This window comes from Pseudomonas aylmerensis (assembly GCF_001702265.1).
Lineage (GTDB): Bacteria > Pseudomonadota > Gammaproteobacteria > Pseudomonadales > Pseudomonadaceae > Aquipseudomonas > Aquipseudomonas aylmerensis.
In genome coordinates this window covers 1-13,324 of the sequence record NZ_MAUE01000011.1, presented here as the reverse complement: position 1 = coordinate 13,324, position 13,324 = coordinate 1, and the positions used below count along the sequence as shown (strand labels likewise).

The following is a 13,324-nucleotide window of genomic DNA, read 5'->3' as shown; positions in this document are numbered from 1 at the left end:
CGGGGTGATACGAATTCAGGTGTCTTGGGCGTCGCTCTGTTCCCGCGCCAGGCGCCGTTCCTGGGCTTGTTTCTGCAGGATATAGCGCGCGAGCAGCTGGCGTTGGGCATCGGTCATGGATTCGAATTCCGTGCCCACATCAAAACCTGCGCCCTTGGGATCGCAGTGGGTGACCCGCGCGCGCAGCAACAGGCCGAGCGCCTGGGGCATCAGCACCAGCTTGACCGCCAGGTGCGCGCCGGTCGGCAGGGGCGTGGGGTGCTGGAAGTCGATGCCGCCTTCGGAAATGATCACCGGCTGCGGCGCGCCGACTTCATCCAGCAGGCCGCGCGCCATGATCTGGCTGAGCAGGTCCAGGCGTTTGTTCTGCACGCGCAGGAAGGCGGCGAGGGTGCGGTCTTTCTCGCTGAGCTGGCGTAACAGGTGCTGGGCTTCGAACTCGCTCAGGTGCAGTTCACTGAGCAGATTGAACAGCGGGGAATCATCCAGCAACACTTCTTTGCTCGCCGCTTCGGGGGCAGACAGGCTTTTGATTTGAAGTGCGATCATGTCGTCGATACGGTAGTATTCGCGGCGCTCTTCTTCATCTAATGTCGACATGGCGAACCCCAGGTAACGGTAATGGTCTGAGTGTAAAGCTGCTTACCAGACCCCGCCACCGGGACGTCTTCTTTTCCTCCGAACAAGCCCCGACATGTTCAGACCTCTCTTCGTATTTATCGGCACGCGTTATACCCGTGCAAAGCGTCGCAATCATTTTGTGTCGTTCATTTCCCTGACCTCGATGATCGGGCTCGCCTTGGGCGTGGTCGTGATGATCGTGGTGTTGTCGGTGATGAACGGCTTCGATCATGAGATGCGCACCCGCGTGCTGGGCATGGTGCCCCACGCGACCATCGAGGGCGATGCGCCCATCAGCGACTGGCAAAGCCTGGCCGCCAAGGTCAAGCAGAACCCCAAGGTGGTGGCCGTCGCGCCCTTTACCCAGATGCAGGGGCTGCTGACCAATGACGGCAAGGTGCAGAAAATCCTGCTCAATGCCATCGACCCGGTCCAGGAGCGCAACGTCTCGATCATCGACAAGTTCATGCTGCAGGGCAAACTCGACGACCTCGCGCCCGGCAGCTTCGGCATCGTCATCGGTGACAAGGCCGCGGCGAAGCTCGGCGTGGGCCTCGGCGACAAACTGACCTTCGTCGCCCCGGAAGTCACCGTGACCCCGGCCGGGATGTTCCCGCGCATGAAGCGCTTCACCGTGGTCGGCACCTTCCACGTCGGCGCCGGCGAGATCGACGGCTACCTCGGCCTGACCAACCTCACCGACCTGGCGCGCCTGCACCGCTGGCAGCCGGACCAGGTGCAGGGCCTGCGCCTGAAGTTCAACGACCTGTTCGACGCCCCGCGCGGCGCCTGGGAAATTGCCCAGCACCTGGGCGAATCCCAGTACTACGCCCGCGACTGGACTCGCACCCACGGCAACCTGTACCAGGCCATCCGCATGGAAAAAGCCATGATCGGCCTGCTGTTGCTGCTGATCGTCGCCGTCGCCGCCTTCAACATCATCTCCACGCTGGTGATGGTGGTGAATGACAAGAAAGGCGATATCGCTATCCTGCGCACCCTGGGCGCCACGCCGGGGCAGATCATGGCGATTTTCATGGTGCAGGGCACCGTGATCGGCGTGGTCGGCACCTTGATCGGTACGGCTGTGGGAATCCTGGCCGCACTGAATGTGAGTGCGGCGATCGCCGGCCTCGAAACCCTGATCGGCCACAAGTTTCTCAACGCCGACGTCTACTTCATCGATTACCTGCCGTCCCAGGTGCAAACCCAGGACGTGCTGATGGTGGGTGGCGCCGCGTTGGTCCTGAGCTTCCTTGCCACCCTGTATCCAGCCTGGCGCGCGGCACGTACCCAGCCAGCACAGGCCTTACGTTATGAGTGAATCGGGCATGAGTGAAAAAGCAATCCTGAGCTGCCGCAACCTGGGCAAATCCTATGAGGAAGGCCCGGAATCGGTGGTGGTGCTGTCCAACCTGCAACTTGAGCTGCATCCGGGCGAGCGCGTGGCGATCGTCGGCAGTTCCGGCTCCGGCAAAAGTACCTTGCTCAACCTGCTGGGCGGCCTCGATACGCCGTCCCAGGGCAGCGTCTGGCTGGCCGGTGAAGAGCTGTCGGCCCTGGGTGAAAAAGCCCGTGGCCAGTTGCGCAACCGTTCGCTGGGCTTTGTGTACCAGTTTCACCACCTGTTGCCGGAATTCACTGCGCTGGAAAACGTGTGCATGCCGCTGTTGATCGGCAAGACTGCGATCCCGCAGGCGCGCGAGCGTGCCAAGGCGTTGCTGGAGCGCGTCGGCCTTGGCCATCGCCTGGAGCACAAGCCGGCCGAATTGTCCGGCGGCGAGCGCCAGCGTGTCGCGATTGCCCGTGCCCTGGTGAACAACCCGGGCCTGGTGATGCTCGATGAGCCGACCGGCAACCTCGACTCCCACACCGCCCAGGGCATCAAGGACTTGATGCTGGAACTGAGCACCCAGATGCGCACCGCGTTCCTGGTGGTGACCCATGACATGAGCATGGCCCGCCAGATGGACCGTGTGCTGCACCTGCAGGAAGGTCACTTGGTCGCCATCTGACCCGTTTCAAGCCCGGTGCCTATAGCGCCGGGTTTTTTCATTTTTTCAACGGTGCCCGCGAATGTTCAGACCGTTATCGATTTTCATCGGCACGCGCTATACCCGCGCCAAGCGCCGCAACCGTTTTGTTTCGTTTATCTCGATGACCTCGATGATCGGCCTCGCCCTGGGCGTGCTGGCAATGATTGTGGTGCTGTCGGTGATGAACGGCTTCCAGCGCGAAATGAGCTCGCGCATCCTCGGCATGGTGCCCCACGCGACCATCGTCGGCGTGAACCCGATCGATGATTGGCAGCCGGTAGCTGCGGCGGCGATGAAAAATCCAGAAGTCACCGCCGCTGTTCCGTTCACGCAGATGGACGGCATGTTCTCCTACAAGGGCGCGATGCAGCCGATCGAGATCAGCGGCGTCGATCCGGCGCAGGAAGGCAAGGTGTCGATCGTGGCCCAGCACATCGTGCAGGGCAAACTCGACGACTTGAAGCCCGGCGAGTTCGGCGTAGTCGTCGGTGAAATCACCGCGCGGCGTTTTCGCCTGAGTGTGGGCGACAAGCTGACCCTGATCGTGCCGGAAATCAGCAGCGCCCCGGGCGGTATCACCCCACGCATGCAGCGCTTGAATGTGGTCGGCATCTTCAAGGTCGGCGCCGAGCTGGATGGCTCCATGGCCCTGATCCATATGGCCGACGCTGCCGAGATACAGCATTGGCAGCCGAACCAGGTGCAGAGCGTGCGCCTGGCGGTGAAGGACCTGTACGCAGCGCCCAAGGTCTCGACGGACATCGCCGGCAGCCTCGGTGCAGCCTACAAGGCGGATGACTGGACCCACACCCAGGGCAGCCTGTTCAGCGCGATGAAGATGGAAAAGACCATGATCGGCCTGCTGTTGCTGATGATCGTCGCCGTGGCCGCGTTCAACATCATCGCGACCTTGATCATGGTGGTGAACGACAAGGGCGCAGACATCGCGATCCTGCGCACCATCGGCGCCACGCCTCGGCAGATCATGGCGATCTTCATGGTGCAGGGCACGGTGATCGGCATCGTCGGCACCTTGATCGGCGGGGTGCTGGGGGTGATTGCGGCGCTGAATGTCAGTGAGCTGGTGGGCTGGCTGGAGCGCGTGACGGGGCAGCATATCTTCAGTTCGGATGTGTATTTTGTCAGCAACCTGCCGTCGGAGCTGCAGGGTGGGGATGTGTTGTTGATTTGCTCGGCGGGGTTTGTGTTGAGCTTCTTGGCGACCATCTACCCGGCGTATCGCGCGGCGAAGATTGAGCCGGCGCATGCCCTCAGATATTCGTAGCCGTTAACACCGCGATCGCAGGTAAGTCAGCTCTCACATTTGAATGTATTCACAAGCTGGCTTGCCTCCGATAGGGTCCGCCAGCTTGCCTCAATCCTCCTTCGGCAACTCAATCACAAACCGCGTCCACCCCGCCTGCGACTCACAATAAATCCTTCCGCCATGCGCTCGCACGATCGACTGGGTAATCGCCAGGCCCAGCCCTGCATGCTCGCTGCTGCCTTCACGGCGCGCCGGGTCGACTCGATAGAAGCGATCAAACAGGCGCGGTAACAGCGCCGGTGCAATACCTTCACCGCTGTTCTCCACGGTCAGCGTCACCCCGCGGGCATCTTCTGTCATCCGTACCCGCACTTCGCCACCCGCCGGGGTAAACCGCAGTGCGTTATCCAGCAGGTTCGACAAGGCACGGCGCAGCATGCTGCGATCGCCGCGTGTATGGGCAGCGCCTGCGCACACCAGGCTGACCTGCGCGTCTTCGGCCAGCAGCGTGAAGAACTCCAGCAACGCGTCGACTTCCTCCGCCAGCGCCAGCGGTTCGCGCGTGGGCACCAGCAAGCCGTGGTCGGCCTTGGCCAGGTAGAGCATGTCGTTGACCAGTTGCGCCATCCATTGCAGCTCTTCCAGGTTGCTGTGCAGCGCCTCGCGGTAGTCCTCCAGCGGGCGCGGCTGGGTGAGGATGACCTGGGTGTGGGTCAACAGGTTCGACAGCGGCGTGCGCAGTTCGTGGGCGATATCGGCGGAGAACGCCGAAAGGCGCTGGAACGCGTCATCCAGGCGACCGAGCATCGCGTTGAAGACCTGGGCCAGTTCCGCCAGCTCTGGCGGCATGTGCTGCTCGGGCAGGCGCTGGGTCAGGGAATGCGCGGAGACGCTGGCCGCCACATCGCCCATGCGTCGCAAGGGCCGCAACCCACTGCGCGCGGCCCAGGCACCGAGCAATGCGGTGGCCAGGGCCGAGAGGCCGACGGTCAGCCAGATCAGGTGCTGCATGCGCTGCAGGAAGTGTTGGTGGTGAGTGATGTCGAGTATCAGGCTCAGTTGCGGCGAGTCCGGCTGGCTTGGCGCCAGTGGCACGTTGTACACGCGGTAGTCGGTGCCGGCGTTCTGCAGGCGGTGCAAGCCCGGTGCCTCGGGCAAGCTCATGCCCGCCGCGCCGTCAAACCAGCGCTGGCCAGCGGCGCTGATGCGCAGCGTCAGGTCGGGTTGGCGAGTGAGTTCGGTGCGCAGTTGCGCTTCGCGCTGGGCAAACAGCTGCGGCGTGTCGACGCCCTGCAAGGTACTGCGCAAGGCGACTAGTTTGCCGTCGAGCAGTTGCTGGTCCAACTCGATAAAGTGCATTTCGCTGGCATGATTGAACAGCACGCCGGCCAGCAGCGACACCACCGCAGTACAGCCGGCAAACAGCAAGGCCAGGCGGCTGGCCAGGGACAGGCGCGAGATCAATTGCACCGTGCCTCCAGCACATAACCCATGCCGCGCACGGTGTGGATCAGCTTGGTGGGGTAGTTGTCGTCGACTTTCAGGCGCAACCGGCGGATCGCCACTTCGATGATGTTGGTGTCGCTGTCGAAATTCATGTCCCAGACCTGGGAGGCAATCAGCGACTTGGGCAGCACTTCGCCCTGGCGGCGCAGCAACAGTTCCAGCAGCGAGAACTCCTTGGCGGTGAGGTCGATGCGCTGGCCGTCCCGTTCGACACGGCGGCGAATCAAATCCAGGCGCAGGTCGGCCAACTGCAAGGCGGTTTCCTGCGGGGCACTGCTGCCACGGCGCAACAGGCTGCGCACGCGTGCCAGCAGTTCGGAAAAGGCGAAGGGTTTGACCAGGTAGTCGTCGGCGCCGAGTTCCAGGCCGTGCACGCGGTCTTCCACGGCGTCCCGGGCGGTCAGGAACAGCACCGGAATATCCAGGCCGGCGCCGCGCACCGCTTGCAGGATTTGCCAACCGTCGCGGCCGGGCAGCATCACATCGAGGATCAGCAGGTCGTAGTCGCCGGTCAACGCCAGGTGCTGGCCGCTGGCGCCGTCGGCCACCCATTCGGTGGTGAAGCCAGCCTCGGCCAGGCCCTGGCGCAGGTATTGGCCGGTTTTGGCTTGGTCTTCGACAATCAACAGTTTCATGGGCAGCTCTTGGCAAACAGGGCACGACCGGCTTTATACCGTGGAGGCCGGGGTAAGGGCGCAACCTGACAAAGTTGTAATCTAGCAGTCAGCTGGCTGGCAGCGGCGTCATCTTAGAGTGCTGATCCTGCGGTTTACATAGTTTCGGAGAAGAGAGATGGCGTTGCGTACTCCCCTGATGTTGGCAGGCTGCCTGTTGGCGCTGAGTTTCGGTGCGGCGGCTGACACGGCTCACACTTACGCGTTCGGCCAGCCGGCACCGGCGAACCAGGCCACGCGCACCGTGCAAGTCACGCTGCAGGACATTTCCTTTTCACCCAAGTCCTTGGACGTCAAGGCTGGTGAGACGGTGCGCTTTGTACTCGTCAACAAAGGCCAGTTGCTCCATGAATTCAACCTGGGTGACGCGGCGATGCATGCCGAGCACCAGAAGGAAATGTTGCAGATGCAAGCCAGCGGCATGCTTACCGCCACCGGTATGGGCAAGATGGACCACAGTGCGATGGGCCATGGCGACATGGGCGGCATGAAGCACGACGACCCCAACAGTGTGCTGGTGGAGCCGGGCAAAACCGCCGAGCTGACCTGGACCTTTACCAAGGCCGCCGGGCTTGAGTTCGCGTGCAACCTGCCGGGGCATTACCAGGCGGGGATGGTCGGCAAGCTGACCGTCGAGTAAGGCGGTTCTTAGAGGCGGGATCAAAGGCTGGTAGACTGGCGGGGTTTATTTAGCCAGGTTTCCGCCATGCATCCCGCAGCCGAACATTCGCCGCTGGGCAAGTCCAGTGAATACATCTCCACCTACACCCCCTCGTTGCTGTTCCCGATTCCGCGCGCCGCCAAATGGGCCGAGCTGGGCCTGAGCGCCGAGACCCTGCCTTATAAAGGCGTGGATTTCTGGAATTGCTTCGAATTGTCCTGGTTGTTGCCATCGGGCAAGCCGGTGGTGGCCATCGGTGAATTCAGCATTCCGGCCGATTCGCCGAACATCATCGAATCCAAGTCATTCAAGCTGTACCTCAATTCGCTCAACCAGAGCGCGTTTGCCGACGTACACAGCCTGGAAGCCACCCTGCGCACCGACCTCAGCGCGGCTGCCGGCAAGCCTGTGAGCGTGCGCGTGCGCAGCCTGGCCGAGGTTGAAGCCGAAGGCGTGCAGGCTTTGCCGGGTGTGTGCATCGACGATCTGGATATCAGCGTCAGCAACTACGAACACCCGCGCCCCGAACTCTTGCGCTGCGATGCTTCGCGTGTGGTCGAGGAGAGCGTGCACAGCCACTTGCTCAAATCCAACTGCCCGGTGACCAGCCAGCCAGACTGGGGCAGCGTGGTGGTGGACTATCGCGGGGCGGCACTCGATCACGCCAGTTTGCTCGAATACCTGGTGAGCTTTCGCCAGCATTCGGACTTCCATGAGCAGTGCGTGGAGCGCATCTTCCTCGACCTGCAGCGCTTGCTCAAGCCAGAGAAACTGACGGTGTATGCGCGGTATGTGCGGCGTGGCGGGCTGGATATCAACCCGTACCGCAGCACCGAGGATGTGGCGTTCCAGAACGTGCGCCTGGCTCGCCAGTAGTTATCACGCAAATCAAATGTGGGAGCTGGCTTGCCTGCGACTGCGGTGTATCAGTCACCTGATGGATGACTGAATGATCGCGATCGCAGGCAAGCCAGCTCCCACATGGGTTTCTGCGCTTGTCTTGGGGCTGGGTTCAGATCCCGATGTTGCCGAGGGTGATCATGATATTGCGCAATGTGCCGGAAATGACCGGATGATCGGCATCGAACTCTATGGCCGCTTGGTTCACATCATCGGAAATACTCGGCGTCTGAGTCGCCGGTTCAAGTTCAAGTTGTAATTCAAACTTGGCAATCAAGGCTTCCAGCGCTTCGCGTTTTTCTTCCGGCAGCGGCGGTTCCTGTTCCAACTGCCCGCGCAGGATCTCGACCTGTTCTTCCAGTTTTTTGCGATCAGGCATGACGTGGTTCCTTTTATCGATAGGCACTGGCATAGACCACGGCACGCCGAGAAAGGTCTACGAGCTGACCTGTAGATTAATCCACTGGCGCCCTCCGTGCATGATCTCGATCAGGGCTTCTCGCCCTTGAGCTGGCGCAGGCTGATGTCGGCCAGGCAACTGCCGAGCTCGCCCAGGTGGTCGATCACCGAGTGCACGCCCAGGCCATACAGGGCGACGGTGGCCTTGCCGCGCTTGTACTCGCGCTCCTGCTCGCTCAGCGCCCGCCATTGCTCGGGGGCCATGCCGCACAGCGAGCCGCACGAGGCCAGGCCGATGGTCCACAGGCCAGCGTTCAGCCCCGATTGCAGCAAGCGCGGCTCGCCGCTGACCAGCACGCAGCCTTCCAGGCGTTCGATATTCAGTTCCATCAAGGCTTGCCAGCACGCGTGGGGCGCAGGCCAGCGGATGGAGGAGGGCGATGCAGCCTTGAGCCACTCGGGGAGTGAGGCCGACAGCGCGGTGGTCACCGGGGGTGGCAATTCATCCAGCCAGGCACAGGGCACGCCTTGATCCTTCAGGCTACGCAGGATTTTCAGGGCGCCGGGTGTGGCATCGGAACCAAGCGTGGGGGAATCGGTGCGTGCCCGGGAACCGAAGTCCACCAGGCAGCCACTCAGGCCAAACAGAACTGCAGTCAAGGCAGGCGCGCTGGCGATGGCAATCTCGGCGTGAGGCATTTCAACATCCCTGAAATAGCCCTGACGCTAACGGGGCACGATGACAAGCCGATGACAGCAGGGTTAATTGTAGGAATTTTGTGCATTTCCCGTATGTCGTTTCCTGCATGCTGCCTAATTGGACACTTCCGTCATATACTGGCCGTCTTATTCAGGGCATAGCGCCCATGACAGACCATTCGAGGAGCAAAAGCTATGCGCTGGAGCCACTACTTCGCTCAGCTGTCGGTGTGTGCCACTGTGCTGCTGGCGCCGTTCGCCGCACAGGCCGCGTCCGAAGACGATCCATGGGAAAGCGTCAACCGCCCGATCTTCACCTTCAACGACACCGTTGATACCTACGCGCTCAAGCCGTTGGCCCAGGGCTATCAGTTTGTGACCCCGCAGTTCGTGCAGGACGGCGTGCACAACTTCTTCCGCAACATCGGCGATGTCGGCAACCTGGCCAACAACGTGCTGCAACTCAAGCCGCATGCGGCGGGTGTGGACACGGCTCGCCTGCTGATGAACACCACCTTCGGTGTGCTGGGGTTTATCGATGTCGGCACCAAAATGGGGCTGCAGCGCAGTGACGAAGACTTCGGCCAGACCCTCGGCTACTGGGGCGTCGGCAGTGGGCCTTACGTGATGCTGCCGTTGCTGGGCCCGAGCACCTTGCGTGACGCGCCGTCCAAGTACGTGGACAGCTACACCCAACCGTACCGCTACATGAACGATATCGGCTGGCGCAACAGCACCTTCGGCCTGAATATCGTGGACACCCGTGCCAGCCTGCTCGACAGCGAGAAGCTGATCACCGGCGACAAATACACGTTTATCCGCAACGCCTACCTGCAGAACCGTGAGTTCAAGGTCAAGGATGGCAAGGTCGTCGACGACTTCTAAGCCGTGACGTTTTGAAATGAAAAAAGGCGACCCTGGCGGTCGCCTTTTTTTGTGCGCACTTTTCAGTGCATTTTCAAGATCTTGAGGCCCAGTTGCTGCTCCTCACCGGTGGTCTTGGTCCAGACCACTTCGGTGTCCGCCTCCAACCCCTTGAGTGCGGCGTGCTCCGATTCGATGCGCACCGTCAGGTGGTCGCCCGCCTTGAATTGGCGAGGCGCCTGGACCTGCATCCCGGAGCTTGAAAGGTCCACGCACACCCCGGCAATCTCCTGCCCGGCGTGGATAAGAGACACATCGGCATCCACGCGCATGCGGATGAAATCGCGTTTTTCGGCGTAGTCGCGCTCGTGTTCGCTCATGGGTTCCATCCTTACTTTGTGTTGTGGTCGTGCCCGTTCTTATAACTCCCGGTGATTTGCGGTGTAAAGACGCCCGGCGACCATCGGCATGAGCTTGAAACCCCTGGCGGATGGGAGTACCGTCTGCGCCTTAGAAGGGCACCTCTGCTTTACCGTTGTGCGTGGGCTAAAATCCCGTATGTTGTAGGACAGAGAGGCTAGAAAGCGAATCCAGTACGTGCGCCCGGCCATTGCCGAGCCACCTACGCCAACCTAATTCTGGCGCCGTTTGCCCACATGCAAAAAACCAGTGCCACGCTGCTGATAATCGATGACGACGAAGTAGTGCGCGCGAGCCTCGCGGCCTATTTGGAAGACAGTGGCTTCAGCGTCCTGCAGGCCAGCAATGGCCAACAGGGTCTCCAAGTGTTCGAGCGCGACAAGCCCGACCTCGTGATCTGCGACCTGCGCATGCCCCAGATGGGCGGCCTCGAGCTGATTCGCCAGGTGACCGAGCTTGCTCCGCAGACGCCGGTGATTGTCGTGTCCGGTGCCGGGGTGATGAACGATGCCGTCGAGGCCTTGCGCCTGGGCGCTGCCGACTACCTTATCAAGCCCCTGGAAGACCTGGCGGTGCTGGAGCACTCGGTACGTCGCGCCCTGGACCGTGCGCGCCTGTTGTTGGAAAACCAGCGTTACCGCGGAAAGCTCGAAACCGCCAACCGCGAACTCGAAGCCAGCCTCAACCTGCTCCAGGAAGACCAGAACGCCGGTCGCCAGGTGCAGATGAACATGTTGCCGGTCAGCCCGTGGACCATCGACGAATTCCAGTTCGCTCACCAGATCATCCCGTCGTTGTACCTGTCGGGTGATTTCGTCGACTACTTCCGTGTTGATGAGCGGCGTGTCGCGTTTTACCTGGCCGATGTTTCCGGCCATGGCGCATCCTCTGCCTTTGTAACCGTGTTGTTGAAGTTCATGACCACACGGCTGTTGTTCGAATCCAAGCGCAATGGCACCTTGCCGGAGTTCACCCCCTCCGAGGTGTTGGGCCACATCAACCGGGGCTTGATCAGTTGCAAGCTGGGCAAGCACGTGACGATGGTAGGCGGCGTGATTGATGAAGAAACCGGTCTTTTGACCTACAGCATCGGCGGTCACCTGCCGATGCCGGTTTTGTACACTCCCGACAGTGTGTGCTACCTGGAAGGGCGTGGCCTGCCCGTAGGCTTGTTCAATGAAGCGACCTACGAAGACCACATCCTGGAGCTGCCACCGGCGTTCAGCCTGACGCTGATGTCCGATGGCATCCTGGACCTGCTTCCAGAGCCTACACTCAAGGAGAAAGAAGCTGCCTTGCCCCAAAAGGTCAAGTCGGCGGGCGGCAGCCTGGATGGCCTGCGGCAGGTTTTTGGATTGGCCACGCTAGGGGAGATGCCGGATGATATCGCCCTATTGGTGTTGAGCAGGAATCTTTGATGAGTACCGGAAGAATCCAATTCGCCGAGCAAGACGGGACCTTCGTCCTGAAGTTTGTCGGTGAAGTGCGCCTGACCTTGTGTTCGGCGCTGGATGCGACGATTGAGCGGATTTTCACAGCGTTGAATTTTTCGGCGATCGTGATCGATCTGACCGAAACCCGCAGCATCGATAGCACCACCCTTGGGTTGTTGGCCAAGTTGTCCATTCTGTCTCGGCAGAAGGTCGGCCTGTTGCCGACGGTCGTCACCACCCATGAAGACATCACCCGTCTGCTGCAGTCCATGGGTTTTGACCAGGTGTTCAACATCGTTGATCGCCCGATCCCATGCCCTGAATGCCTGACCGACCTGCCTTCCCAGGATCAGTCCGAGGAAGTGGTGCGGGTCAAGGTGCTGGAAGCGCACAAGATCCTGATGGGCCTGAACGAGTCCAATCGCGAAGCGTTCCACGACCTCGTGAATGCCCTCGAACGCCACTGACCTGGATTCCAACGGTAGGCGCTGGCTTGCCAGCGATGGCGGCGTGTCGATCACCTTATCCGTTGCTGCCGCACCCGTGAGCAAGCGTGCGCCTGCAACTTGAACGGTGGCCGGCTCAAGATCGATGAAACACAAAAAAGGGCGGTACCCGCGAGGGTGCCGCCCTTTTTGCTACCGCCGCTTTTACAGCTTGGCAGTCAGCAACGCCTCCAGTTTCTCCTGGTCGCGAGCAAACTGACGAATACCCTCGGCCAGTTTCTCGGTGGCCATCGCATCCTCGTTGGACTCCCAACGGAACTGCGCTTCTGTCAGATGCACACGGGCTTCGCCGGCATGGCCTGGCGAAAGCTTGCGCTCCAACTTGCCTTCATCGGCTGCCAGCTTCTCCAGCAGATCCGGGCTGATGGTCAGGCGATCACACCCGGCCAGCTCTTCGATCTGGCTCAGATTACGGAAGCTCGCCCCCATCACCACGGTCTTGTAGCCATTGGCCTTGTAGTAGTTGTAGATGCGCGTTACCGACTGCACACCTGGGTCTTCGGCGCCGGTGTAGTCATTGCCATTGGCCTTCTTGTACCAGTCATAGATACGGCCCACGAACGGCGAGATCAGGAACACGCCGGCTTCTGCGCACGCTACGGCCTGGGCGAAGGAGAACAGCAGCGTCAGGTTGGTCTGGATGCCTTCTTTCTCGAGCTTCTCCGCCGCGCGGATACCTTCCCAGGTGGAGGCGATCTTGATCAGCACGCGATCACGGCCAACACCAGCCTTGTCGTACAGGTCGATCAGGCGATGCGCACGCTTGAGCACGGCGTCGGTATCGAATGACAGGCGCGCATCCACTTCGGTGGAGATGCGCCCAGGCACCACTTTCAGGATTTCCTGGCCGACGGCCACTGCAAACCGGTCGCTGGCCAGGCCGACATCACCGTTGCAGTCCTTCACGCACTCATCCAGCAGCTTGGCATAGCCTGGAATCGAGGCGGCCTTGAGCAGCAGGGAAGGGTTGGTGGTGGCGTCTTGCGGCTTGAGCTTGGCGAGGGTTGAGAAATCGCCGGTATCGGCTACGACAGTGGTGAATTGCTTGAGTTGTTCCAGCTTGGAAGTCATGGGCGTGCTCTGTCCTATGGGTCTGATGACATTACCCGAGCGCTGGCAGGCGCTCAAGGGCGCAAATGCGTTCGATCGTTTGCGAGGGCAACAACCTGAAAACAGCCGTTTGAATGACTGATCTTGCTGGTAAATAGGAGGGCAAAACGGCCGGCAGGTTCAACCCAACTGCCCTGCGGGCAACGCAGCCCCGTGGAAGCCGTCTCCCTGTGGCGAGCAGGCTTGCCCTGCGTTGGGTCGCGCAGCGGCCCTAAACCTATGAACGCG

16 protein-coding genes are annotated in these 13,324 nt (G+C 61.1%); 8 read left to right on the top strand and 8 right to left on the bottom strand.

Annotated elements, in window-relative coordinates; all coding sequences use genetic code 11:
* Positions 1–15: 15 nt before the first annotated feature.
* Entirely contained in the window at positions 16–600 is a 585-nt protein-coding gene (locus tag BBG20_RS07910) for a PilZ domain-containing protein (RefSeq protein ID WP_065901988.1), read from the bottom strand.
* Between the two features lie 94 nt (positions 601–694).
* Here BBG20_RS07910 and BBG20_RS07905 point away from each other — a divergent pair, with 94 nt between their 5' ends.
* From BBG20_RS07905 to BBG20_RS07895, 3 genes are all read left to right on the top strand, one after another.
* Positions 695–1,945, top strand: a complete 1,251-nt coding sequence (locus tag BBG20_RS07905) for a lipoprotein-releasing ABC transporter permease subunit (protein WP_065901986.1) — start codon at positions 695–697, stop codon at positions 1,943–1,945.
* A gap of 7 nt (positions 1,946–1,952) precedes the next feature.
* Complete coding sequence (gene lolD / locus BBG20_RS07900; protein WP_162946070.1) at positions 1,953–2,636, top strand: lipoprotein-releasing ABC transporter ATP-binding protein LolD; 684 nt, start codon at positions 1,953–1,955, stop codon at positions 2,634–2,636.
* A gap of 61 nt (positions 2,637–2,697) precedes the next feature.
* Entirely contained in the window at positions 2,698–3,942 is a 1,245-nt protein-coding gene (locus BBG20_RS07895; RefSeq protein WP_065901983.1) for a lipoprotein-releasing ABC transporter permease subunit, read from the top strand.
* A gap of 90 nt (positions 3,943–4,032) precedes the next feature.
* Here the strand turns inward: BBG20_RS07895 and BBG20_RS07890 are convergent, their stop codons facing one another.
* On the bottom strand, positions 4,033–5,388 hold the full coding sequence (locus tag BBG20_RS07890; protein WP_065902109.1) for a heavy metal sensor histidine kinase: 1,356 nt from the start codon (positions 5,386–5,388) through the stop codon (positions 4,033–4,035).
* Positions 5,385–6,065: a heavy metal response regulator transcription factor gene (locus BBG20_RS07885; RefSeq protein ID WP_065901979.1), complete on the bottom strand. Its 681-nt coding sequence runs from the start codon at positions 6,063–6,065 to the stop codon at positions 5,385–5,387. The genes BBG20_RS07890 and BBG20_RS07885 overlap by 4 nt, the downstream gene beginning before the upstream one ends.
* A gap of 157 nt (positions 6,066–6,222) precedes the next feature.
* Between BBG20_RS07885 and copI the strand changes: the two genes are divergently transcribed.
* The gene (copI, locus tag BBG20_RS07880) at positions 6,223–6,744 is read left to right on the top strand and encodes a copper-resistant cuproprotein CopI (RefSeq protein WP_065901976.1); all 522 of its coding nucleotides are present in this window, start codon (positions 6,223–6,225) and stop codon (positions 6,742–6,744) included.
* Between the two features lie 66 nt (positions 6,745–6,810).
* Positions 6,811–7,641: an NADPH-dependent 7-cyano-7-deazaguanine reductase QueF gene (queF, locus tag BBG20_RS07875; RefSeq protein WP_065901974.1), complete on the top strand. Its 831-nt coding sequence runs from the start codon at positions 6,811–6,813 to the stop codon at positions 7,639–7,641.
* A 136-nt stretch (positions 7,642–7,777) separates the two neighbouring features.
* Here the strand turns inward: queF and BBG20_RS07870 are convergent, their stop codons facing one another.
* Together BBG20_RS07870 and BBG20_RS07865 are read right to left on the bottom strand one after the other, a co-directional pair.
* Positions 7,778–8,044: a DUF4404 family protein gene (locus BBG20_RS07870; protein WP_065901972.1), complete on the bottom strand. Its 267-nt coding sequence runs from the start codon at positions 8,042–8,044 to the stop codon at positions 7,778–7,780.
* Positions 8,045–8,154: 110 nt separating this feature from the next.
* Positions 8,155–8,763, bottom strand: a complete 609-nt coding sequence (locus tag BBG20_RS07865) for a phosphatase (protein WP_065901970.1) — start codon at positions 8,761–8,763, stop codon at positions 8,155–8,157.
* A gap of 195 nt (positions 8,764–8,958) precedes the next feature.
* Here BBG20_RS07865 and BBG20_RS07860 point away from each other — a divergent pair, with 195 nt between their 5' ends.
* A complete protein-coding gene (locus BBG20_RS07860) occupies positions 8,959–9,648 on the top strand; it encodes an MlaA family lipoprotein (RefSeq protein WP_065901968.1) in 690 nt (229 codons plus the stop codon).
* A gap of 62 nt (positions 9,649–9,710) precedes the next feature.
* On the opposite strand, the gene BBG20_RS07855 is transcribed toward BBG20_RS07860, so the two are convergent.
* On the bottom strand, positions 9,711–10,007 hold the full coding sequence (locus BBG20_RS07855; RefSeq protein WP_065901966.1) for a PilZ domain-containing protein: 297 nt from the start codon (positions 10,005–10,007) through the stop codon (positions 9,711–9,713).
* A gap of 276 nt (positions 10,008–10,283) precedes the next feature.
* Here BBG20_RS07855 and rssB point away from each other — a divergent pair, with 276 nt between their 5' ends.
* Together rssB and rssC are read left to right on the top strand one after the other, a co-directional pair.
* On the top strand, positions 10,284–11,465 hold the full coding sequence (gene rssB, locus BBG20_RS07850; protein ID WP_065901960.1) for a two-component system response regulator RssB: 1,182 nt from the start codon (positions 10,284–10,286) through the stop codon (positions 11,463–11,465).
* Positions 11,465–11,947 (top strand): anti-sigma factor antagonist RssC, encoded by a 483-nt coding sequence (rssC, locus tag BBG20_RS07845; protein ID WP_003172602.1) that lies wholly within the window; start codon positions 11,465–11,467, stop codon positions 11,945–11,947. Before rssB ends, rssC begins: the two co-directional genes overlap by 1 nt.
* A gap of 183 nt (positions 11,948–12,130) precedes the next feature.
* Here the strand turns inward: rssC and tal are convergent, their stop codons facing one another.
* Positions 12,131–13,057 carry a transaldolase gene (gene tal / locus BBG20_RS07840; protein WP_065901958.1) on the bottom strand — a complete coding sequence of 309 codons (927 nt, stop codon included), beginning with the start codon at positions 13,055–13,057 and terminating at the stop codon, positions 12,131–12,133.
* 53 nt (positions 13,058–13,110) lie between these two features.
* Positions 13,111–13,324: hypothetical protein (locus BBG20_RS33030; protein WP_218187746.1), on the bottom strand; the 214-nt coding region annotated here is incomplete at its 5' end.

Coding starts and splice junctions, on each gene's coding strand:
- BBG20_RS07885 (WP_065901979.1), bottom strand. CDS start 6,065: ATGAAACTGTTGATTGTCGAAGACCAAGCCAAAACCGGCCAATACCTG.
- BBG20_RS07865 (WP_065901970.1), bottom strand. CDS start 8,763: ATGCCTCACGCCGAGATTGCCATCGCCAGCGCGCCTGCCTTGACTGCA.
- rssB (WP_065901960.1), top strand. CDS start 10,284: ATGCAAAAAACCAGTGCCACGCTGCTGATAATCGATGACGACGAAGTA.
- BBG20_RS07895 (WP_065901983.1), top strand. CDS start 2,698: ATGTTCAGACCGTTATCGATTTTCATCGGCACGCGCTATACCCGCGCC.
- tal (WP_065901958.1), bottom strand. CDS start 13,057: ATGACTTCCAAGCTGGAACAACTCAAGCAATTCACCACTGTCGTAGCC.
- BBG20_RS07910 (WP_065901988.1), bottom strand. CDS start 600: ATGTCGACATTAGATGAAGAAGAGCGCCGCGAATACTACCGTATCGAC.
- copI (WP_065901976.1), top strand. CDS start 6,223: ATGGCGTTGCGTACTCCCCTGATGTTGGCAGGCTGCCTGTTGGCGCTG.
- lolD (WP_162946070.1), top strand. CDS start 1,953: ATGAGTGAAAAAGCAATCCTGAGCTGCCGCAACCTGGGCAAATCCTAT.
- queF (WP_065901974.1), top strand. CDS start 6,811: ATGCATCCCGCAGCCGAACATTCGCCGCTGGGCAAGTCCAGTGAATAC.
- BBG20_RS07855 (WP_065901966.1), bottom strand. CDS start 10,007: ATGAGCGAACACGAGCGCGACTACGCCGAAAAACGCGATTTCATCCGC.
- BBG20_RS07905 (WP_065901986.1), top strand. CDS start 695: ATGTTCAGACCTCTCTTCGTATTTATCGGCACGCGTTATACCCGTGCA.
- BBG20_RS07870 (WP_065901972.1), bottom strand. CDS start 8,044: ATGCCTGATCGCAAAAAACTGGAAGAACAGGTCGAGATCCTGCGCGGG.
- rssC (WP_003172602.1), top strand. CDS start 11,465: ATGAGTACCGGAAGAATCCAATTCGCCGAGCAAGACGGGACCTTCGTC.
- BBG20_RS07860 (WP_065901968.1), top strand. CDS start 8,959: ATGCGCTGGAGCCACTACTTCGCTCAGCTGTCGGTGTGTGCCACTGTG.